At 61.0% G+C, this 20,549-nt stretch carries 23 protein-coding genes; 19 read left to right on the forward strand and 4 right to left on the reverse strand.

All coding sequences use genetic code 11. The features are described 5' to 3' along the window. Complete coding sequence (locus JO965_RS31630; protein WP_371826964.1) at positions 1 to 567, reverse strand: transposase; 567 nt, start codon at positions 565 to 567, stop codon at positions 1 to 3. Continuing rightward, entirely contained in the window at positions 453 to 1,034 is a 582-nt protein-coding gene (locus tag JO965_RS31635) for a winged helix-turn-helix domain-containing protein (protein ID WP_203444839.1), read from the reverse strand. Before JO965_RS31635 ends, JO965_RS31630 begins: the two co-directional genes overlap by 115 nt. Before the next feature lie 171 nt (positions 1,035 to 1,205). Here JO965_RS31635 and JO965_RS31640 point away from each other — a divergent pair, with 171 nt between their 5' ends. The 3 genes from JO965_RS31640 (at position 1,206) to JO965_RS31650 (ending at position 3,349) form a co-directional block, all read left to right on the forward strand. Further along, entirely contained in the window at positions 1,206 to 2,039 is an 834-nt protein-coding gene (locus JO965_RS31640; protein ID WP_203439360.1) for an IS5 family transposase, read from the forward strand. 88 nt (positions 2,040 to 2,127) lie between these two features. Then, positions 2,128 to 2,961, forward strand: coding sequence for an IS5 family transposase (locus JO965_RS31645; RefSeq protein WP_203439360.1), 834 nt, complete (start codon positions 2,128 to 2,130; stop codon positions 2,959 to 2,961). A gap of 100 nt (positions 2,962 to 3,061) precedes the next feature. After that, positions 3,062 to 3,349 carry a hypothetical protein gene (locus JO965_RS31650; protein ID WP_203444840.1) on the forward strand — a complete coding sequence of 96 codons (288 nt, stop codon included), beginning with the start codon at positions 3,062 to 3,064 and terminating at the stop codon, positions 3,347 to 3,349. Between the two features lie 601 nt (positions 3,350 to 3,950). Here the strand turns inward: JO965_RS31650 and JO965_RS31655 are convergent. Further along, entirely contained in the window at positions 3,951 to 5,096 is a 1,146-nt protein-coding gene (locus JO965_RS31655; protein WP_203445575.1) for a LacI family DNA-binding transcriptional regulator, read from the reverse strand. Between the two features lie 242 nt (positions 5,097 to 5,338). Here JO965_RS31655 and JO965_RS31660 point away from each other — a divergent pair, with 242 nt between their 5' ends. The 16 genes from JO965_RS31660 (at position 5,339) to JO965_RS31730 (ending at position 19,782) form a co-directional block, all read left to right on the forward strand. Beyond that, positions 5,339 to 6,094 carry an SDR family NAD(P)-dependent oxidoreductase gene (locus JO965_RS31660; protein ID WP_203444841.1) on the forward strand — a complete coding sequence of 252 codons (756 nt, stop codon included), beginning with the start codon at positions 5,339 to 5,341 and terminating at the stop codon, positions 6,092 to 6,094. Positions 6,095 to 6,399: 305 nt separating this feature from the next. Then, positions 6,400 to 7,905: an iron ABC transporter permease gene (locus JO965_RS31665; RefSeq protein WP_246776976.1), complete on the forward strand. Its 1,506-nt coding sequence runs from the start codon at positions 6,400 to 6,402 to the stop codon at positions 7,903 to 7,905. 24 nt (positions 7,906 to 7,929) lie between these two features. Continuing rightward, positions 7,930 to 9,003 (forward strand): ABC transporter ATP-binding protein, encoded by a 1,074-nt coding sequence (locus JO965_RS31670; RefSeq protein WP_203444842.1) that lies wholly within the window; start codon positions 7,930 to 7,932, stop codon positions 9,001 to 9,003. Between the two features lie 91 nt (positions 9,004 to 9,094). Next, positions 9,095 to 10,165: an ABC transporter substrate-binding protein gene (locus JO965_RS31675; RefSeq protein WP_203444843.1), complete on the forward strand. Its 1,071-nt coding sequence runs from the start codon at positions 9,095 to 9,097 to the stop codon at positions 10,163 to 10,165. A gap of 55 nt (positions 10,166 to 10,220) precedes the next feature. Next, entirely contained in the window at positions 10,221 to 11,072 is an 852-nt protein-coding gene (locus tag JO965_RS31680) for a sugar phosphate isomerase/epimerase (protein ID WP_203444844.1), read from the forward strand. A 4-nt stretch (positions 11,073 to 11,076) separates the two neighbouring features. Next, positions 11,077 to 12,762, forward strand: a complete 1,686-nt coding sequence (locus JO965_RS31685; protein WP_203444845.1) for an FAD-dependent oxidoreductase — start codon at positions 11,077 to 11,079, stop codon at positions 12,760 to 12,762. Between the two features lie 36 nt (positions 12,763 to 12,798). Beyond that, complete coding sequence (locus JO965_RS31690; RefSeq protein ID WP_203444846.1) at positions 12,799 to 13,395, forward strand: hypothetical protein; 597 nt, start codon at positions 12,799 to 12,801, stop codon at positions 13,393 to 13,395. Positions 13,396 to 13,533: 138 nt separating this feature from the next. Then, the gene (gene pcaH, locus JO965_RS31695; protein WP_203444847.1) at positions 13,534 to 14,259 is read left to right on the forward strand and encodes a protocatechuate 3,4-dioxygenase subunit beta; all 726 of its coding nucleotides are present in this window, start codon (positions 13,534 to 13,536) and stop codon (positions 14,257 to 14,259) included. After that, complete coding sequence (pcaG, locus tag JO965_RS31700) at positions 14,259 to 14,885, forward strand: protocatechuate 3,4-dioxygenase subunit alpha (RefSeq protein ID WP_203444848.1); 627 nt, start codon at positions 14,259 to 14,261, stop codon at positions 14,883 to 14,885. The genes pcaH and pcaG overlap by 1 nt, the downstream gene beginning before the upstream one ends. 22 nt (positions 14,886 to 14,907) lie before the next feature. Continuing rightward, the gene (locus JO965_RS31705; RefSeq protein WP_203444849.1) at positions 14,908 to 15,756 is read left to right on the forward strand and encodes a 3-keto-5-aminohexanoate cleavage protein; all 849 of its coding nucleotides are present in this window, start codon (positions 14,908 to 14,910) and stop codon (positions 15,754 to 15,756) included. 37 nt (positions 15,757 to 15,793) lie between these two features. Next, a complete protein-coding gene (pcaD, locus tag JO965_RS31710; protein WP_203444850.1) occupies positions 15,794 to 16,993 on the forward strand; it encodes a 3-oxoadipate enol-lactonase in 1,200 nt (399 codons plus the stop codon). Between the two features lie 14 nt (positions 16,994 to 17,007). Then, the gene (locus JO965_RS31715) at positions 17,008 to 17,742 is read left to right on the forward strand and encodes a CoA transferase subunit A (protein ID WP_203444851.1); all 735 of its coding nucleotides are present in this window, start codon (positions 17,008 to 17,010) and stop codon (positions 17,740 to 17,742) included. Beyond that, positions 17,742 to 18,422 carry a 3-oxoacid CoA-transferase subunit B gene (locus tag JO965_RS31720; protein WP_203444852.1) on the forward strand — a complete coding sequence of 227 codons (681 nt, stop codon included), beginning with the start codon at positions 17,742 to 17,744 and terminating at the stop codon, positions 18,420 to 18,422. The genes JO965_RS31715 and JO965_RS31720 overlap by 1 nt, the downstream gene beginning before the upstream one ends. Before the next feature lie 11 nt (positions 18,423 to 18,433). Next, entirely contained in the window at positions 18,434 to 18,865 is a 432-nt protein-coding gene (locus JO965_RS31725) for a hypothetical protein (RefSeq protein ID WP_203444853.1), read from the forward strand. 323 nt (positions 18,866 to 19,188) lie between these two features. Further along, positions 19,189 to 19,317, forward strand: a complete 129-nt coding sequence (locus tag JO965_RS49000; RefSeq protein WP_256451928.1) for a hypothetical protein — start codon at positions 19,189 to 19,191, stop codon at positions 19,315 to 19,317. Positions 19,318 to 19,326: 9 nt separating this feature from the next. Beyond that, positions 19,327 to 19,782 carry a Crp/Fnr family transcriptional regulator gene (locus tag JO965_RS31730; RefSeq protein ID WP_203444854.1) on the forward strand — a complete coding sequence of 152 codons (456 nt, stop codon included), beginning with the start codon at positions 19,327 to 19,329 and terminating at the stop codon, positions 19,780 to 19,782. 66 nt (positions 19,783 to 19,848) lie between these two features. Here the strand turns inward: JO965_RS31730 and JO965_RS31735 are convergent, their stop codons facing one another. Then, a complete protein-coding gene (locus tag JO965_RS31735) occupies positions 19,849 to 20,397 on the reverse strand; it encodes a cupin domain-containing protein (RefSeq protein WP_203444855.1) in 549 nt (182 codons plus the stop codon). Positions 20,398 to 20,549 lie beyond the last annotated feature (152 nt).

Consider the following 20,549-nt stretch of genomic DNA (forward strand, 5'->3'; position numbering starts at 1 on the left):
TCACGGGATGCCGGTAATGGAGAGGCCTGCATGGCGGAAGAAGCGGACGATCATCTCGGGGTGACGTTTGAGGCGGCCGAACTCGCGACGGGCGAGCCGATGCAGGTCATCGACTGATCCGGGCAGAGCGTTTGCCATGGCGCGCTTGACGAAGGCATTGCACTGCTCTTCCGGATTCAACTCCGGGGCATAGGCTGGCAGATAGGCCACCGCAAAGTCCTGTGCGTGCGAAGCGATGAAGTCCGTAGTCGCCCGTGAGCGGTGCGCGTTGAGCCGATCCCAGACCACCAGCAGCGGCGTGCCGATCTTGCAGCGGACAGAGCGCAGAGCCTGAATGACACAGCGGCTCGAGATGGAGGTGCGGAAATGACGCGCATACAGCCGCCCGTCCGGCGTGATCGCCACGATGCTCGACACCTCACGTCGCTTGCTCACCCGCTGGAGCACGGGGGTCAGCCCGCGTCGCGCCCAGGTCGTGCCCGGCCGGATCCGGAAGCTGTGGCCGGTCTCGTCCCAGAGAAGAAGCGTGCGGTGCTCGCGCTGGGCCTTTTTTTCAACGCCACCCAGTCGCGCTTGGGCCAGACCGCAATCACCAGCTCGTCGCGCTCCCTCGCCCGTGTGGCCGGGCGCTGTACGCTGAAGCCGTGCGCCTTCAGTGGTCGCTCCAGGTAGCGCGGATGATAATGCACCCCGAACTCGCGCTCGATCACGGCGGCGATGCGGCCAAGGGTCCAGCGCTCGGTGGCAAAGCCCGCCGCCACCGCACCCCGATCCAGCAGCCGGCCCAGCCGAGCCCAGGCCTTCTCATCGAGGCGAGAGGGAGGCCCGAGGTTGGGGCGCGCGGCCAGACCGCGCGGGCCCTCTTGGGCCAGGGTGGCGGCCCAGCGGCAGACACTGGCGCGGCTGACCCCCACATGCCGGGCGATGTCTGCTTGAGAGAGCCGCCCCTGCCGCAGCAGCGTCGCGGCCACCAGGCGACGCTCCTCCATCTGCTCCGACGTCAAATGCGTCGGCCGCCAAACGTTGTCTTCCATCGCGCACCTCCTCACGATGACGGACACCGTCCTATGTTACACCTGTCGCGTGAAGATCAATAAGAGGCTGGTGAGCAATTTTATTGCTCGATCCAAGTGTTTGATTCAGAATCGGTTTGGTGCTGGGCCGCGGAGGCGGATGCGGGCTGTTTCACGATCGAGGCCCGTGCCATGGATGTCAGTTCCTACGCCAGTGATCTCACCGATGCCGAATGGGCGCTGCTGGAGCCGCTGATCGCCCGCAGTCATCCCGCCGGGCGACGACAGACCTATCCCTTACGCCGCATCGCCGACGCCATCTTCTACCTGCTGCGGACAGGAGCTCAATGGCGGATGCTGCCGCACGAATATCCGCCACGCGACGCCGTCTTCTACCATTATACGCAGTGGCGGGAGAACGGCACGTGGGAGCACATCACTCAGGCGCTGCGCGAGAGTTATCGGCGCACGATCGGCCGGTCTGCTCAACCGAGTGCGGCGATCATCGACAGCCAGTCAGTCAAGACCACCGAGATGGGAGGGCCGCGCGGCTATGACGGCGCCAAGAAGGTGAAGGGCCGCAAGCGTCATCTGCTCGTTGATACGCAAGGCAATCTGCTGAAGAACAAGGTGCAGCCCGCCGACATCCATGACCGCGCCGGAGCTGAGGTCTTGTTGGAGGGTCTGCAGCATCTGTTTCCGGCCATCGAGCTGATGTGGGCAGACACCGCTTATCGAGGTTTGCGGGACTGGCTTCAGAAAGCCCTGGGCTGGAGATTATCCATCCCGCAGCATTGGTGGAGCGGCGGAACCTGGATGCGGATTGACGCAGAGCCACCGACGCGCCCGAGCGGCTTTCAGGTGCTCGCACGCCGATGGGTGGTGGAGCGGACCATCGGCTGGCTGACCACCAATCGTCGCCTCGCCAAGGACTATGAGCGCTTCGTCGAAACCGGCGAGATGCTGCTCTATCTCGCGATGAGCCGCATCCTGCTGCGCCGTCTCACTCGCAAAGGCGAAAGATAATTGCTCGATCCAAGTGTTTGATTCAGAATCGGTTTGGTGCTGGGCCGCGGAGGCGGATGCGGGCTGTTTCACGATCGAGGCCCGTGCCATGGATGTCAGTTCCTACGCCAGTGATCTCACCGATGCCGAATGGGCGCTGCTGGAGCCGCTGATCGCCCGCAGTCATCCCGCCGGGCGACGACAGACCTATCCCTTACGCCGCATCGCCGACGCCATCTTCTACCTGCTGCGGACAGGAGCTCAATGGCGGATGCTGCCGCACGAATATCCGCCACGCGACGCCGTCTTCTACCATTATACGCAGTGGCGGGAGAACGGCACGTGGGAGCACATCACTCAGGCGCTGCGCGAGAGTTATCGGCGCACGATCGGCCGGTCTGCTCAACCGAGTGCGGCGATCATCGACAGCCAGTCAGTCAAGACCACCGAGATGGGAGGGCCGCGCGGCTATGACGGCGCCAAGAAGGTGAAGGGCCGCAAGCGTCATCTGCTCGTTGATACGCAAGGCAATCTGCTGAAGAACAAGGTGCAGCCCGCCGACATCCATGACCGCGCCGGAGCTGAGGTCTTGTTGGAGGGTCTGCAGCATCTGTTTCCGGCCATCGAGCTGATGTGGGCAGACACCGCTTATCGAGGTTTGCGGGACTGGCTTCAGAAAGCCCTGGGCTGGAGATTATCCATCCCGCAGCATTGGTGGAGCGGCGGAACCTGGATGCGGATTGACGCAGAGCCACCGACGCGCCCGAGCGGCTTTCAGGTGCTCGCACGCCGATGGGTGGTGGAGCGGACCATCGGCTGGCTGACCACCAATCGTCGCCTCGCCAAGGACTATGAGCGCTTCGTCGAAACCGGCGAGATGCTGCTCTATCTCGCGATGAGCCGCATCCTGCTGCGCCGTCTCACTCGCAAAGGCGAAAGATAATTGCTCACCAGCCTCTAATGCGTCAGGGCCTTGGCGCCATTGCGCACCGAATGAAACAGCTAGCGGAGGGCGCTCCTCCGGAATAGGCGCCGGCCAGCCAATGCCACTGGGCAATGGCCCCGATTGCCCGCTCATGCAGGGGCACCGGCAGCATGCGAGTGCCCGCAAACGCGGCATCGGCGGGCAACGGCAGCGACTCGAACAGGCCAGCCCTGCGGGTGTAGCCGGCCTGCGCCGGTACAACCCGACCGTGGGATCGGCCGCCAGCCCGTGGGCGGTCTCCACGGGCGCTTCCGTCTCAGCAATCGACAGGACGAAGGGCAACTTCCAGGCTCGGCGCATGGTAAACGGATTGGAAGTGGGGGAGCGCCCAAGGTTTGTGCAATAAGCCGCGGCAAACAGGCCAGGTTCGGAACAACACCTCTAAGACGCTGCGGGCTTCTTAGTTGTGACGCACGCTGGAGCGATCAAAAGCTCTCAGGAAATCAAAGCCCTAGCCACATTGGCTATCTCTCAGTCGATGATCTGTGTCATCAAACAACGTGCATTCGTCCGGCATCCGACTGCCGACGTGTTGAGGAGCCACGCGACGCGAGAGCGCCTGCAAAACAGCGTCAAATTGGATGCTGTCGGCTCAATGTTCACACTTCGTCCAAATTACCGAGGTTTGTTGAATAGACCTTGCGCTCCCCATGCGGCGATGCGGGATCCGCGGGCGCGCTACGGTCGGCGAAGGGTCGCTGTGATGGCACGAGAGGCTGCCGCCGAGCCCCGGACAGCTCCGGGGGATCAAAGAGCTTCGCGTTTCCAACTCGGCTGAAGTCGTCGCCCAGGAAGCTTGGGATTTGAAGCGCTCGATGGCTTGGCGCGCGCTCCGATTCAAATTATTGTCTTTAACAATGAACGTTGAATCTCAATCTAAGCGCAGAGCCGAAGTCAGCGTTGAGATTGGTTCGCCTCCGTGTAGCGCGCCGTTGCTGCGGGCGAGGCTAATCTCGCGGTTCTTCAAGCATTCTGACTGTCTGACGATCGCCTGCCTCGGTTCGATGGAACTCACCATTCATGGGTGTAAACGGCTCACCGACCTCCGTCCCGCCGACTGGCGCATATGTGCTTTCGCGCTCACAGATCACAAAACCAACATCAATCCTTTTATGAGGCGCAGTTTCGCCGGCGATCCTCTGCAACAGCAATTGACCGGCCCTCCGGCCCATTTCGACACGATCGACGCTAACAGTCGTCAACGCTGGAGTCAGCGAACGTGCAATCGGCAGGTCGTCGAACCCACAGATTGCAAGCTGCCCAGGCACCGATAGGCCACGCCGGTGGCATTGGAAGACGGCACCGACCGCCATCACGTCAGTCGAACAAAGCAGCAGGTCGACAGGGTTCGACAGGCCCGTGGCGCGATCGACAGCTTCGGCACCGCCCAGAAAACTGTTCTCACAGGAAAACACGAGCTCATCCATATCGATCTCGAGCTCGCGTACGGCTGCCAGATAGCCCCTGAGGCGGTCCGCTATACGATCATTGGGATCACGAGAACTGGTGACGATCGCCATGCGTCGGTGCCCACGGCTGTAAAGAAGGTGCGCAATCTGACGCCCCGCTTCGAAGTTGTCGTACCCAACCACGGAATCGATCGGATCGTCGAACAGGTTAGCCCCCTCGACAACTGGCAAGCCACTTGCCTGGAGCAATTGCCTCGTCTGCGGTGTATGCCATCCACCGGTGAGATAGAAAGCGTCAGGCCGGCGCTCCAAGAAGTTAGCAACGATCTGCTCTTCTCGCTCGGGTGAGTAGCCGCAATGGCCAATCATGATTTGGATGCCGTTTTCATGAAGAACGTCGCCCAAACCCTGCATGACTTCGGCGTGCTGCGTGTAGCCAATGGCCGGTATGATGGCGCTGATCATTCCTGTGCGGTTTGCAGCCAGACCACGAGCGACCAGATTGGGCATGTAGCCGAGCTCTCGGATGCAGGCCTCGACCTTCTCGCGGGTCTCCCTGGACACATTCTTAGAGCCATTGAGAACGCGTGAGACCGTGCCAGCCCCGACATTGGCCCGTCTTGCAACGTCGGCAATCGTTACGTTCACCCATCTCTCCTTAGTCATCTGTTGAACCGAAACCATATTTCGGACGAGGCTCACAGGCAAGCAAGATATGCACTTGACAGCCTCTAGCTCCGTATCATATCAAATATGGAAGCGCTTCCAATTTCGCGAGAAGTGCAGAGGCTTAGGTTGAGGATAAAGAGCGCTAAGATCAGATACTGTATAGCGCCGCTAATCTTTAGGATAAACTTGTGAGCCGCAAGCTTCGCAACTGTTAAACCGTGCATACGCCGCCTAATCGCAATAGAAAGTTATCGATAATGCCTAGTTCCGGCAATCTAACGGACTTGTCTGGCCAAACCGCCATCGTCACCGGCGGCGCACGAGGCTTAGGTCTTGGGATCGCTCAGAGGCTTGCACGAGCTGGCTGCCGTGTGGCGCTGTGGGATGTGAATTTCGACGGCTTTGAGGAGACTAAGGCCGGCTTCTCGCCAACTCTCAAGCAGACCGTCGATGTCTCCGACGCCGTTGCAGTTGCCAGCGCCTTTGCTGACGTCATCACTGAGACGGGTCAGGTTGACATCCTTGTCAACAATGCCGGCATCAACGGGCCAATCCGTTCTACCTGGGATTACCCGTTAGACGCGTGGCAGAAGGTCCTGGCGATCGATCTGAACGGCGTCTTTCATGGTTGCCGTGTTGCGGCCCCGCACATGCGCGACCGGGGCTATGGCAGGATCATCAATGTTGCCTCCATTGCCGGTAAAGAAGGCAATCCGGGTGGCAGCGCTTATGCAGCGGCAAAAGGTGGAGTCATTGCCTTCAGCAAGTCGCTTGCAAAGGAACTTGCCACATCTGGTGTCATGGTGAATTGCATCGCGCCGACCATGGCAGAGACTGAGCTGTTGAAAGAAATGACTCCGGAATTCGTCTCGACCATCAAGGCCAAGATCCCGATGGGCCGCATTGTTCGAGTCGACGAGGTGGCAGAAATGGTTGCCTGGATCGCAAGCCCAGCCTGCAGTTTCACGACCGGCTTTACGTTCGATCTGACAGGGGGTCGCGCGACCTACTGAGAACGAGGCGCCAGAGCGGCGCAAGAAATGCGCCCGGCAAAAACAAGGTCGAAAAGACCCTAAAGACGATGGGAGGAATGATGGCAACTAACGCAACCGTTCAGACTGGTTCACCTCCGCGCAGTGCGCCAAAGCTGCTCGAGAGGCTGAGATCCCGGTCTGTCAAGCAGGCGGGTTGGTTGACGATTGCCTGCATCGTCTTGGCAATCTTCTCATTAATGCCCCTTGTTGCTCTTATCCTCCGGGGCTTCGTTGAGACCGAGGGCGGGAAACTCGTCCTCACTTTTGACGCCATCAGAACCGTGATGGGTCAATCCGGGTACTGGCTCGCGGCATGGAATACGGTTGTCATCTCAATCGGATCCATGGTGCTGGCGGCTGTCATCGGCGTGGTTCTGGCCTGGTGTCTGGTTCGCACAAACGTGCCGTTCGCACGGACTCTCGAACAGCTCGCCACCATGCCGATCTTCATCCCGCCCTTTGTCGGCGCGTTTGCCTGGGTGCTGATCGGTGCCCCGCGCATTGGTCTGTTCAACCTGCCCGCAAGCGGCCTCGGACTCGCCGAACCGCTCGATATCTATACCTATACGGGCATCATTTGGACCACGGGGATCTACATAGCGCCCTACGTCATGATGATCGTGGCGGCTGCGCTGCGCAACATGGATCCAAGCCTTGAAGAGGCCGCGCAGGTTTCGGGTCTCAGCCGCACGAGGACAATGCTGCAGATCACCCTGCCTGTCGTCGCCCCCTCAATCCTGTCTGGCGCCGTGCTCGCGTTCGTCATCAGTATCGGCCTGTTCGGTACGCCGGTCTTGCTGGGCATGACGAAGGAAATCTACCTCCTGACCTCTCGTATCTATCTGGAGCTCCAGCAATTCCCGCCGAGCTTTGGAATCGTTGCGGTGCTCGCGATCTACCTCATGATCCTATCGGTCATCGCTAACCTTCTCCAAAGCTTGGCTTTGCGCGGACGCTCCTTCGTCACGGTGACTGGAAAAGGGTTTCGCCCGCGGATTATTCACCTGGCGGCCGGGCGGTACGTCGTAGCGGGCATCATCTGGCTCTACCTGCTCCTGACCGTGATCGGCCCAATCATCATCATCATCGCAGCTGCGCTCTCGACCTATACGTGGTCCGGCAAATGGACCTGGGCGAATATCACTTTCCTCTGGCAGTCGGACGACGTGAGCGCGACCCTCGTCAACAGTCTGCTCATTACCCTTATCGCTGCGACTGCAGCGACAGTGCTTGGACTTGCCGTCTCCTGGATTTCGACACGCACCCGCATGCGCGGACGCCATCTGCTTGAGCACGTCGTATTGCTGCCGATGTCGGTACCAAGCCTCGCTTTTGCTCTTGGCGTCAGCTTCTTCTGGCTATGGATGCCATGGACAGTCTACGGGACCATCTGGATCATTATCTTCGGCCTGATCGGACGCTATGTCAGCTATTCTGTCCGGACGATCACGTCCAGCTTGGTTCAAATTCACCCGGAACTCGAAGAAAGCGCCCGCATCTCCGGCTTCGGCTGGGGCAGCACCATGCTCCGTGTGACCTTGCCGCTGGTGTTCCCTGCGATCGTTTCGAGCTGGGTCATGGTCTACTCGATCTTTATCTCCGAGTTATCCATGGTCCTGCCGCTCTACACAGCAAGCACCAGGACCCTCTCGATCCTGAGCTTCGATACCTGGGCTGTGGGCGAGTTTTCCCAAGTGGCCGCTCTTTCCTTCCTTCAGCTCGTGCTGGGGGCAGGCGTCATGTGGGTTGTCACGCTGATGACGAAGCAGCGGCAAGCCGCGGCAATTTGAAGTTAGGAAGCCGGGGAGGCAAAAATGAGCGTCCGAGTGGAAGGACTGACTAAAACCTTTGGTCCGCTGCGCGCAATCGACGATCTGAGCGTGACGTTTCAATCGGGAAAGATCTCCGTGCTGCTCGGAGCCAGCGGTTGCGGTAAGACAACGACGTTGCGCTGCATCGCCGGATTGGAACATCCCGATAAAGGCGAAATCCTCATCGACGATGAAGCTGTCTACGCTTCGGAGCGCGGCATCGATCAGCCGCCGGAAAAGCGGCGGCTTGGGATGGTGTTCCAGTCTTACGCCATCTGGCCGCATCTGACGGTTGAAGGCAACGTCGCGATGCCTTTGAAGGCCCAAAAAGTCCCGCGTGATGAGATCGCGCGACGGGTCAAGGAGACGCTCGGTATCGTTGGCCTGTTGGCTCATGCCGAAAAGAGCGCCATGAAACTGTCCGGCGGGCAGCAACAGCGCGTGTCGATCGCCCGCTGTCTTGTGGGAAACCCGCGGCTGATCCTGATGGACGAGCCGCTCAGTAATCTGGATGCGAAACTTCGTGTCGAAATGCGTCAGGAAATTCGACATCTGCAAGAGCGAATTGGTGCGACCATTCTGTTCGTGACCCATGACCAAGAAGAGGCCATGTCGCTGGGCGACGAGATCTTCCTCTTTGACAAGGGCAGGGTTGTTCAGAAAGGGCCACCCGAGGATCTCTACTTCCGTCCCGTGGTCCGTTACGTCGCGGAATTTTTAGGCAAGGCGAACCTGTTCAAGGTTTCGGTGAACCCAGACAAGGAAGGGGTGGCTATTGCCGCACTGCCCTCCGGCGAGGTGATCGCGAAAGGCAATATTCTTGGCCCCAACACCTCACGCGAAGCGCTCTGCATGGTGCGTCCTGAGTCCTGGAATGTGAGGGGAAGTGATCAGCCTGGTCTGCCCGCCGAAGTTAGCGAAGTGATGTTTGTCGGCGACCGGCGCGAGTTGCGGGTCGCGACGCCGATCGGCCCTCAGACGGTTGTCACATACGGTTACGAGCGCTTCCGGATCGGTGACCGGCTATCCCTGACCGTGGCCGCCGACCAGGCGCATCTCTTTCAAGGCGAGGCCTGAGACGTTTGTGCTCCGTTCCACCCGCCCGGAGCACTCAAAGGGAAAGCATGTGCGGGAAGAGTCTCAGCAAGACGAATAGGGAGGTCACACCATGAAGTTCACCAAGACGCGTCGCAGCGTGCTGCGTGGAGCTGCCATCATCTGCACCATGGCTCTTTGGGCCACTGTTCCGGCAATTCAGCCCGCCATCGCTGCCGATGCTGCATTAGTCGCTGCCGCCGAGAAGGAAGGACAGGTGGTCCTTTACGGAGATCCCTTCACTGTGCCGCTCCTGGTGAAGGCGTTCAGCGCCAAGTACCCGAAGATCAAGGTAACATCGGCCACCGGCGACGGCTGGCAGATGTATAATCGCTTTGTCGCGGAGAATACTGCGGGCCGGCCGATCATGGATATCATGTATCAGGCTGAGGACACCGTCATCACGGCCAGGACATCCGGATATCTGGCTGATTTCACCAGTAGCGAAGCCGGTAACCTGAACAAGCTTGGCCAAGTGCCAGGTGGTGGCTACGCCCGTGGCAACGGTAATCTGATCTTGTTTGCTTATAATCACGAAGCGATGGCCAACAAGCCACTTCCCAGGGACTGGACGGACTACATCAATCCTCCCAGGGAATGGGATGGCCTCGGCGCGATGTCGAACCCAGGCTCGTCCTCGGCAACATTCGCAACAGTGGCAGCCCTCTACCAGAACTACGGTGCCGATAAGGGCGGCGCCATCCTGAAGGGCTTCCGGAGTGCCAAGGGTGAATTGAACCCATCCATGGGCGTCATGGCAACGAAGCTGCAGACGGGCGAACGTCCGCTCGACTTCTTCAATATCACGAATGCGGTGTCGGGTATCATCAACAAGGGCGCCCCGGTGACCATGGCCGTCCCGGCGTCTGGTGGCGTCGCCCAGTTCAATGCCATCGGCATCAGCAAGAACGCCCCCCATCCGAACGCGGCCCGTCTTTTGGCAGACTTCGCGTTGAGCGCCGACATGCAGACGATCTTCTCGGAGGCTGGGGTTTATCCGGTGCGCACTGGCATTGCCTCGCCCAAAGGATTGCCGGTGCTCACCGAGGTCAAACTGATGGAGTTGGACCTGGAAAAGGCACTCAAGGACCGTGAGACTATCCTGAATTGGTGGTCATCCAGCACCGGCTTCAACTACCGCTGAAGATTTTTCTGCGAATTTGGCGGCAACCGGGATCCCGACACAGAAAGTCCATGCAATGAACAGAGCGATCAATCTACGTCAGGTCTCGGTTGCCAACCTCACGATCGGGAGAGTCGATCCGGTAGAGTTCATCGAAAGGGCCGCCGCTGCCGGATTCGGCGCAGTTGGCCTTCTCGTGATGAGCGCAACATCCCAGTCGCTTCAGCATGAGATCGTCGGACGCCCCGAGGTCATGCGCGCTGTGAAATCCGCGTTGGCCGCCAGCGGTATGCGCGTCTTCGATATTGAGGCCTTCATTCTGTCACCCCAGACTGATCTTGAGCGCATGCGGCCGGCGTTGGCGGCCGGCGCGGAACTGGGCGCCACCCATATCTCGTCAATCGGCACCGAGTTCCTGGGCGACAGCCAGTTTCTGGAACCGGCGCAACGGGTCGATCTCTTCGGCCACCTCTGCGATGAGGCAGCACAGTTCGGCCTTCATGTTGGCGTCGAGTTTATGCTCTATCGTGATATCCGCACCTGGAACGAGGCCTTGTCTTTAATCGAGGCCACCAGTCGACCGAATGCGGGCCTGATCCTCGATTTGCTCCACATCCTCCGGGCCCGGACGACCCCTGCCGATCTTGCGACGATCCCAGCGCACCGGGTCGCTTATGCCCAGCTATGCGACGCCGCCGACCGATCACCAGCTCTGGAGGAACTGCCTGCAGAGGCACGCACGGACCGTCTTCACCTCGGCGACGGCGTAGTGCCCCTCAACGAAATTATCGATCTTTTGCCAGACGGCACGCCGCTTGTGATCGAAACGCCAGTGGCAGCGGAGGCTGCCTGGCCGATCGACGAGCGCCTCAAGGCAGCGGCTGAAAACGCGAAGGCATTCTTCAACCAGCAGCTGACGCGGGCGTGACAGCATGAGCATGCAGACGTGCGATGTTCTGGTGATCGGGTCTGGCGCAGGCGGCCTCTCAGCCGCGGTCACAGCAGCCTGGCATGGGTTGAGGGTTGTGGTTGCCGAGAAGGAGGCGGTGTTCGGCGGCACGACGGCGTGGTCGGGCGGTTGGATCTGGGCGCCGCTGAATCCCCTGGCGAAGCGTAGTGGTATTGTCGAGGACATTGACGCACCCAGAACCTATCTCAGGCATGTCCTCGGAAACAATTTCGACGAGGTACGTGTCAATGCGTTTCTTGAAGCTGCCCCCCAGATGGTTGCCTTCTTCGAAGAGAAGACCGCGCTGCAGTTCCAAGACGGCAACAGGATCTGCGACACGTATGGAGCGGTTCCAGGCGCGGGGACCGGGGGGAGGTCCGTCATCGCAGCCCCGTATAACGCGCGTGGTTTGGGCGACCTCGTCAATCGCCTTCGTCACCCACTGCGCGAGACCACCTTCTTGGGCATGACGATCCAGGCAGGGGCGGACTTGGCGGCCTTCATGAATGTGACGAGATCGCCCCGCGCCTTGGCGTACGTCGCGCGGCGCTTTGGCCGTCATGTATTCGACCTTGCCGTCTACCGCCGAGGAATGCAGCTTCGCAATGGGTTAGCCCTTGTTGGGCGCTTGCTGCGCTCGGCCGCTGATCTGGGGGTAGACCTACGGGAGTCCTCACCGGCGATACGGCTGATCTATGAGAACGGCTCGGTGCGCGGAGCAGTTCTACGGACCCAGCAAGGTGAGGTGGAGGTCAGGGCAAGCCGGGGGGTTGTCCTTGCCGCCGGCGGATTTCCGCATGATAGCGCGCGTCGCCAGGAACTGTTTCCAGCCAATGACCAGCACTGGGCGCTGGCGGTTCCGTCCGCAACTGGCGATGGTCTGCGCTTGGGAGAGTCGGTGGGTGGGATTGTTGACACGACGCTCGCGGCTCCGGGCGCATGGTGTCCGGTTTCGCTCGTACCGTTCCCCGACGGGACGATCGGACGCTTCCCTCACATCATCGAGCGCGGCAAGCCAGGGATCATCGGCGTCCTCGCGAACGGGAGGCGCTTCTGCAACGAGGGCAATGGCTACCACGATTACGTGTCCGCCATGCTGGCCGCTGTACCGAAGGGCGAGGAAGTCGCTTCCTGGCTGATCTGCACGCGTGCCTTTCAGCGTCGGTACGGGCTGGGAATCGCCCGGCCAGCACCTCTGTCTGTCGAACCCTTCATTAAGTCCGGCTACATCAAGGTCGGTCAGACGATCGCCGAACTTGCCCTGAATTGCGGAGTTGATCCCGACGGCCTGGAGCGAACGTTGGCCGAGTACAACCAACATGCGCGAGAAGGCTCAGATCCCGAGTTCGGCCGAGGCTCGACGCCCTATAACCGGCTCCAAGGGGATGCGGCCCATAAGCCAAATCCGTGTGTTGCTCCCATAGAGCGCGGACCGTTTTATGCCGTCAAGGTTGTGCCAGGCAGCTTTGGGACATTCGCAGGGCTCAAGACGGACAACCACGCCCGCGTCCTGAACGCGACCAGTCAACCGATTCCTGGCCTCTACGCTGCTGGCACTGATATGGCGAATGTGATGGGCGGCCACTACCCCGCAGGGGGCATCAACCTTGGTCCTGCGATGACGTTTGGCTTCATCGCTGGACAACATCTTACTAGCCACCCGACCTGAGGACCGGCTTTCGATGTCCAAACTTCCTGAGGTTTGATGAACGCCTGCGAGGCACTGCGAAACAAACGCAAGGAGAAGGCGATGCACGGCAAGGGCTTCTACGCCATGCGGAACGGGATGGATCCGTCGCGGTTACCCGAGTTTAACCTCATGCATGCGCGCAATCACATGCTTGATCATGTCCGCTACCTTGGCCCGAACGGAATTCTGTCTGTGAGGCGCCATTACGACGGTGTGGGGTCGCTGCCTCCGTTTTTCTCCTTTTGTGACATCAGTAGTCTTGAAATCCTAACCGACGCCGAGCACCAGGATATGCGGGTGGTTCAATCCCCGTGGTTTGCGACGCTACGGCCGCATTACCGCGATCGCATCCGCCATCATTCTCATGTTCTCGCCCGTAGCGGAGCAGGGAGGGCGGGTTGCATCGGTACGCTGTTGTTCAAGCTATTTGAGCACGCCGCAACCGATAGAACGGTTGGGCAAGCTCTCGTTAGTGACCTGCTCAATACCAATGCGATCACCGCAGCACACTTTGGCAGGGCGGATCCGCTGGTCCCGACAGCGGTTGGCGGAGAGCCGCCTCCTCGACGGCCAGAGGAGGAGCCAGTTGGTACCCTCGTCATGGTGCAGTGATTGCCCCCATCCGCCTTGCCGCGCAAACGCGCCTGGCGCCTCCTCCGACGATGTGGAGGCTCAGATGAATCAGGGAGTGCTCCTATGCACAACGAAAATATTCCACGTGAAGTGAAAGAGCCCCGGCAGGAGGGGAGTATGAGCTTGGAAGGCGGATTCTACCACCGGGACAGGCACTGGCATCCACCAGCTTTCACGCCGCAATACAAGACCTCCATCCTGCGCTCCCCACAATATCCGCTGCTCTCGCTCGACAACACGATCTCGGAGAGGACGGGGCCGGTGTTCGGCCACGACAAGCTCGGCCCGCTCGATAACGATCTGATCCGCAACTACGCCAAGACCGGAGACCCGATCGGCCAACGCCTCGTGGTCTATGGCCGCGTGCTGGACGAGAACGCCCGTCCCGTGCCCGGTGCTCTCGTGGAATTCTGGCAGGCCAACGCGGGCGGGCGTTATCGCCACAAGAAGGAAACCTATCTGGCTCCCCTCGATCCGAACTTCGGTGGCTGCGGACGCGCGATCACGGACCAGGAGGGGCGCTACTGGTTTCGCACCATCAAGCCCGGCGCCTATCCGTGGCCGAACGGCGTCAACGACTGGCGGCCAGCCCACATCCATTTCTCGGTCTTCGGTCACGCCTTCGCGCAGCGTCTCATCACGCAGATGTATTTCGAGGGCGATCCGATGATCTGGCAATGCCCGATCGTCTCGACGATCCCGGACAGGCGCGCCGTCGAGCAGCTGATCGCGGCGCTCGACCGCGAGAGCACGCTGCCCATGGATGCGCTGGCCTATAAGTTCGACATCGTCCTGCGCGGCCGCCGCTCGACCCTGTTCGAGAACCGCCTTGAGGGGAACTGATGGTTCAGAAACTCGACAGGTTGAAAGAGTCTCCCTCGCAGACGGCGGGACCTTACGTCCATATCGGCGCGACGCCGAACTGGGTCGAGATCACCAGCGTGTGGAACGAGGATCTCGGTCTCGTTCTCGTGGGACCAGAGACGACAGGAGAGCGCATTGTCGTGAAGGGCCGTGTGTTCGACGGCAGTGGCACACCCCTGAAGGACGCGCTCATCGAGATCTGGCAGGCGGATGCGGAAGGGCTCTACAACAGCACGCAGGAAAAGCGCGGCCAGGCCGACCCGCATTTCACCGGATGGGGACGCCAACCGACGGACGGCACGACGGGCGAATACAGGTTCAAGACGATCAAGCCGGGCCGCGTGCCTTTCAAGGACGACCGCCTCATGGCGCCGCACATCACGTTCTGGATCGTCGCGCGCGGCATCAACATCGGCCTTCATACCCGCATGTATTTCTCCGATGAGGAAAAGGCCAACGCGGAATGCCCCGTGCTGGCGCGCATCGAACACAAGGTGAGGGTGCCGACCCTCATCGCTTCACGCAGCGAGGAGAACGGCGTGCCTTCCTATACCTTCGACATCCATTTGCAGGGAGGGAAGGAAACCGTGTTTTTTGATATCTAACTACTTGTCCAGGACCAATGCCATGAACCCTGTCGTCATCGCCGTTGCCATCACCGGCTCGGTGCCGCGCAAGAAGGACAACCCGGCGGTGCCGATCCTGCCGTCCGAGCAGGTCGCGAGCACGCGTGAGGCTTTCGAGGCCGGAGCGACGCTCGTGCACATCCATGTGCGCAATGACGACGAGACCTCCTCGTCCGACCCGGAACGCTTCCGGCAGGTGCAGGAGGGCGTGCGGCGGCTCTGCCCCGGCATGATCATCCAGTTCTCCACCGGCGGACGCGGGCGTGATCCGTCTCAGCGCAGCAGCGCTCTGTATCTCAAGCCAGACATGGCCTCGCTCTCGACCGGCTCGGTCAACTTCCCGACCATCGTGTACGAGAACCACACCACTCTCGTGGAGGAGATGGCCGGCAAGATGAAAGAGTTCGGCGTCAGGCCGGAGATCGAGATCTTTGATCTCTCGCATCTGCACGGGGCGCGCCGCCTCGCCGATCAGGGGCTCCTCGACGAGCGCCCGCATATTCAGTTCGTCATGGGGGTGCAGTATGCGCTGCCGGCGGAGGAGCGGCTGCTCGATACCCTACTCACGGAAGCCAAGCACCTGTTTCCAACCTGCACCTGGACGGCAGCCGGGATCGGCCGGCATCAGGCGCCGGTGATGGAATGGGCACTGGCCCGCGGGGCCGACGCGGTCCGCACTGGGCTGGAGGACAACATCCGGGTCACAAAGGAGCGGCTGGCAGCGTCGAACGCCGAGCTGGTGTCCTTGGCAGCCGATGCGGTGCGCCGTCACGGTCGGCGTGTGGCAACGGCTGACGAGGCCCGCGCGCTTCTTGGGCTCAAGTCCGCCCAGGGCACACAGGCTGCCTGATCAAACTCCCTAGCTCTCTGTTGATCGGATGTGACTGATGCCCTTGCTCAAAGTGAACGGTGTCGAAATCTTCCACGAGCTGAGCGGACCGACCGGTGCACCGGTTGTCATCTTCTCAAACTCGCTCGGCACAACGTTGTCCATGTGGGATGGGGTCGTTCCGGCTCTGCGCGGGCGCTACCGCGTTCTGCGTTACGACACGCGCGGTCATGGTCGGTCTCAGGTCGTGGATGCTCCCATCACGATCGATGATCTGGCCGCTGACCTTCGTGGGCTTCTGGACGGCCTCGAAATCGCGAGCGCCCATGTGGTTGGGCTGTCACTGGGCGGCATGACAGCTCAGATGCTGGCAAGCCGCTATCCGGATCGCGTGGCCGGCCTGACCCTGATGGCCACCGCCGCCTACATGCCGAGCCAGCAATCGTGGGACGAGCGGGCCTCCCTAGTGCGGGCTCAAGGGACAGGCGTGATCGTCGAGGCCACAATGGGCCGCTGGTTCACACCGGATTACCCTGCGCAAGCGCCGGAGCGGGTTTCTCCCGGGCGCGAAGCCTTCATCAGTATCGACCCGGCGGGTTACGCAGTCTGCTGCAACGCCATCGGACGCATGGATCTCAGATCCATCATTGGTCAGATCCAAGCCCCGACGCTCGTGATTGCAGGAGCCGATGATCCCGCTACGCCTGTGGCCATGGCGGAGGAAATTCGCTCCACAATCCCCAATGCCGAGATGATTGTCCTTCCTCGCGCTGCCCACCTGCTGGCGGTCGAACAGGCCGGAAAGGTGGGTGCCTATCTGGTCTCGTTCCTGGACCGCCATCGTCAGCTTGGCAGCGATTCCGCACCCGGCGCAGTGCCGTTCGACGTCGGGGTTCTGAACCGCAAGAGTGTGCTGGGCGAGGAGCACGTGGAGCGATCATTAGCGAGGGCCGGAGCCTTTGCCCAGCCCTGGCAGGACTTCATCACCCGAACCGCCTGGGGCGAGGTATGGGGCGACCCGCGCCTGCCTTGGAAGACCCGCTCTCTGGTGACGCTGGCCATGATGGTGGCCCTGCACCGGGAGGAGGAGTTCAAGCTGCATGTCAGGCCCGCGCTGAAGAATGGAGTGACGGTGGGCGAGCTGCAGGCGCTTCTGCTGCAGAGCGCGATCTACGCCGGGGTTCCGGCCGCAAACGCGGCATTCCGCTGGGTCAGAGATGTGCTTGGCGAGGAACTGGATAAAGACAGATCGAGCTAAGGTAAGGCAGTGCAATGAATAAGGTTTACAGCGATGCGCGGGCAGCGCTGGCCGGCGCGGTCAAGGATGGCATGGCCATCATGGCCGGCGGTTTCGGCCTGTGCGGCATTCCGGAGACGCTGATCGAGGCGATCCGTGATTCGGGGGCGAAGGACCTGACCTTCATCTCCAACAATGCCGGCGTCGACGGCATCGGCCTCGGCCGTCTGCTGGAAACCCGCCAGATCCGCAAGATGATCAGTTCTTATGTGGGCGAGAACAAACTGTTTGCCCAGCAATATCTCTCCGGCGAGCTGGAGCTGGAATTCAACCCGCAAGGCACGCTGGCCGAGCGCATCCGCGCTGGCGGTGCCGGCATCCCGGCCTTCTACACCAAGACCGGCGTCGGCACGCTGATTGCCGAGGGCAAGGAGGTCCGTGTGTTCAATGGCGAGCCATACGTCATGGAGACCGGCCTGTTCGCCGACATCTCCATCGTGCACGCCTTCAAGGGCGACACCGAGGGCAACCTCGTCTACCGCAAGACCGCTCGCAACTTTAACCCGATGATGGCGACCGCCTCGCGGCTGACCATCGCCGAGGTCGAGCATCTGGTCGAAGCCGGCACGATCGACCCGGATGGCATCCACACGCCGGGCATCTTCGTCAAACGCATGGTGCATGTGCCGAACCCGGTCAAACACATCGAGCAACGCACGACCCGCAAGCGCGCTCAAGGAGCGCCTGCCGGAGCAGGGGAGGAAGTCTGATGGCCTGGACCCGTGACCAGATGGCCGCCCGCGCGGCCAAGGAGCTGCGCGACGGCTTCTACGTCAATCTCGGCATCGGCATTCCGACGCTGGTGTCGAACTACATCCCGAAGGGCATGCGTGTGCAGCTGCAGTCGGAGAACGGCATGCTCGGCATGGGCCCATTTCCTTACGAGGGCGAGGAGGACGCGGACCTGATCAATGCCGGCAAGCAGACGATCACCGAGCTGCCGACGACGAGCTATTTCTCCAGCTCCGATTCCTTCGGCATGATCCGCGGCGGCCATATCGACCTGTCGATCCTGGGCGCCATGCAGGTGGCCGCAAACGGCGATCTCGCCAACTGGATGATCCCCGGCAAGATGGTCAAGGGCATGGGCGGCGCCATGGACCTGGTGGCGGGCGTCAAGCGCGTCGTCGTGGTCATGGAGCATGTCGCCAAGGCCAAGGATGGCTCGGAGGATGCGAAGCTTCTCAAGGCCTGCAACCTGCCGCTCACCGGCACCGGGGTGGTGGATCTCGTGATCACCGATCTGGGCGTGTTTGCCATCGACAAGAAGGGCGGCTCCGGCATGACCCTGATCGAGCTCGCCGAGGGCGTCACCCTCGATGAGATCAAGGCCAAGACCCAGGCCGCGTTCAAGGTCACCCTGAACGGCGGCCGCTCCAACGCGGCTTGAAGGAGACTCCAATGGCGCGGCGCAAATCGTTCTATCCAATGTTCTCTTCCAGCCTCTCCGATGCCATGCTGCTTGACCCCAATCGGCTCGAGCAAGACATCCTCCTCGCTTACGTGCAGCTCGCCGCGATGCCAGACCAGGCCAGCGGCGCGCGAACGGCAACGGTGGCGAATTTCGGATCGGTCGAGGTGCGCCTGACAGAGCTGACCCAGCCGGAAGTCAATCCTCGTTGTATCCCACCATTTTGGCTGGAGGTTTACTCCCACGCCACCGACACGGTACTCGATAGTTGCGGCTGCTTCGAGTTCGATGAGCCCGAATTGATCACTGCGGCCGACCTCATCTGCGACGCCAAACGGATCGCTGCGGCAATGCCCGAGGCGCATGCCTTGGCGGCCGCGACACCCCTCAGACCTCAAGGCAACGGCGGGATACGCCCTTGAGCCTGTTGGGCGGAAGTGTTTCTGGTCTTGTGAACGCAGGCCCTGGGCCTGCATCGGTCTCCCTGTCGGCGCCGCCGGCAGCGGAGGAGGTGGCCTCCGTCCCGGTCACCTTGTCTCCCTCTGGCAGGGAGATGTCCTCTGGGACGGTCCTCCCCACCTTGGGCTCGCTCGGCATCGCCGCAGCGAGCCCCTTTTCGGACGCAGAGGAGGAGCACGCCTCGCGAATACAAGCCCAGGCGCAGGTGGCTCCTGGCATGAGGGCGGTCACATGAGCGTCCTGGCCACACTCCCTCCGGACCGGATCATTTCGCGGGGACTGCAGCGTGATCGCCGGCGTCGGCGCGCTCTCGGCCTTTTGGCACGACTCCACCAACATCTCCGATCCCCAACAGCGCATGATCGCCAAGATGCTGACGCTCGCCGGGGTGGATGCCCCCCGCTCCAGGGCATAGGATCTTGCCATGTCACGATCCTCGCACCGTTCATGCCATTGCGCCAATCGCCTGCTGTCGGCGCTGCTCCCCGACGACTTCGCCATTCTTGAGCCACACCTTCAGCGGGTCGACCTGCAGCGGGGCATGGTGATCTATGAGGCCGGCGACCGCATGCCCTTCATCTACTTTCCGCACGACGCGATTGTCTCCCTCGTGATCGTTTTGGCCGACGGCAAAACCATCGAGATGGCGAAGCTCGGGGGAACTCAGCGCTTCAAAGAGGTGCGGTTCCGAGATTGTCCTGTTTCGCGGTTTATTGCACGAACCATATGTGCTCCCTCCGATCCCAAATATGTTCCGCGACACAGCGAGCGCGCTCGGGATCTGATCTCCCGTCGTGTGTCGGAGGCCGCTCACGAGGATCTCGCTGCCGATTGTTCCAAGAGTGGGGCGTCGAGGTCTCATGAACCATGGTCAGGTTGACGCTGTAGAATACGAGCACCCGTCGCGGACCGTTCCAAGAGTTCGGAGCGGTCCATGGCCGCGTGATCAGAACGTCGGCGGTGTACAGGCGCTGACAACCTCACACGCTACCGGGCCAACACAGCGGAAGCGATGCGGTCTCCAGCTCTCGAAGTAATAGGCATCCCCCGGCCCCAGAATGCGCCGCTCCCCTTCGACCGTGACCTCGAGCCGACCGCTCAGGATGATGCCGCCCTCTTCGCCCTGATGCGTCAGAGGAACTTTGCCGGTGTCCGCGCCAGGTTCGTACCGCTCCTTCAGGATCTGAAGGGCGCGGCCGAACAGGTTGTTGCCGACCTGGCGGAAGGAGATCTTGCCCTTTCCGATCTCGACCAGTTCGTCGGAGCGATAAAAGGCCTGCTTCGGCTTCTCCGGTTCCAGGGCAAAGAATTCCGCCAGCCCAATGGGGATGCCATCCAGGATGCGTTTCAACGCACCGACCGAGGGATTGGTCTGGTTCGACTCGATCAACGAGATTGTTGAATTGGTGATGCCTGCGCGCTTGGCAAGCTCGCGCTGGGACAGGTTGTGCAGCCCCCGAACATAACGAAGCCGACTGCCTAGATCGAATTCCATATCAGCGCCGCAAATCATGTGTTTCGGTTGTTCGAAATAAGAAAAACACACCGCGGCTGGATTAGCAATATCAGTGACTTAGCGGAATGAAGAAAAGGACTTGTTGGCGTCTCCCGATCATGGACATGATCCGCCATCGAAAGGATCACGGT

It is taken from the genome of Microvirga sp. VF16, from assembly GCF_016864375.1.
Lineage (GTDB): Bacteria > Pseudomonadota > Alphaproteobacteria > Rhizobiales > Beijerinckiaceae > Microvirga.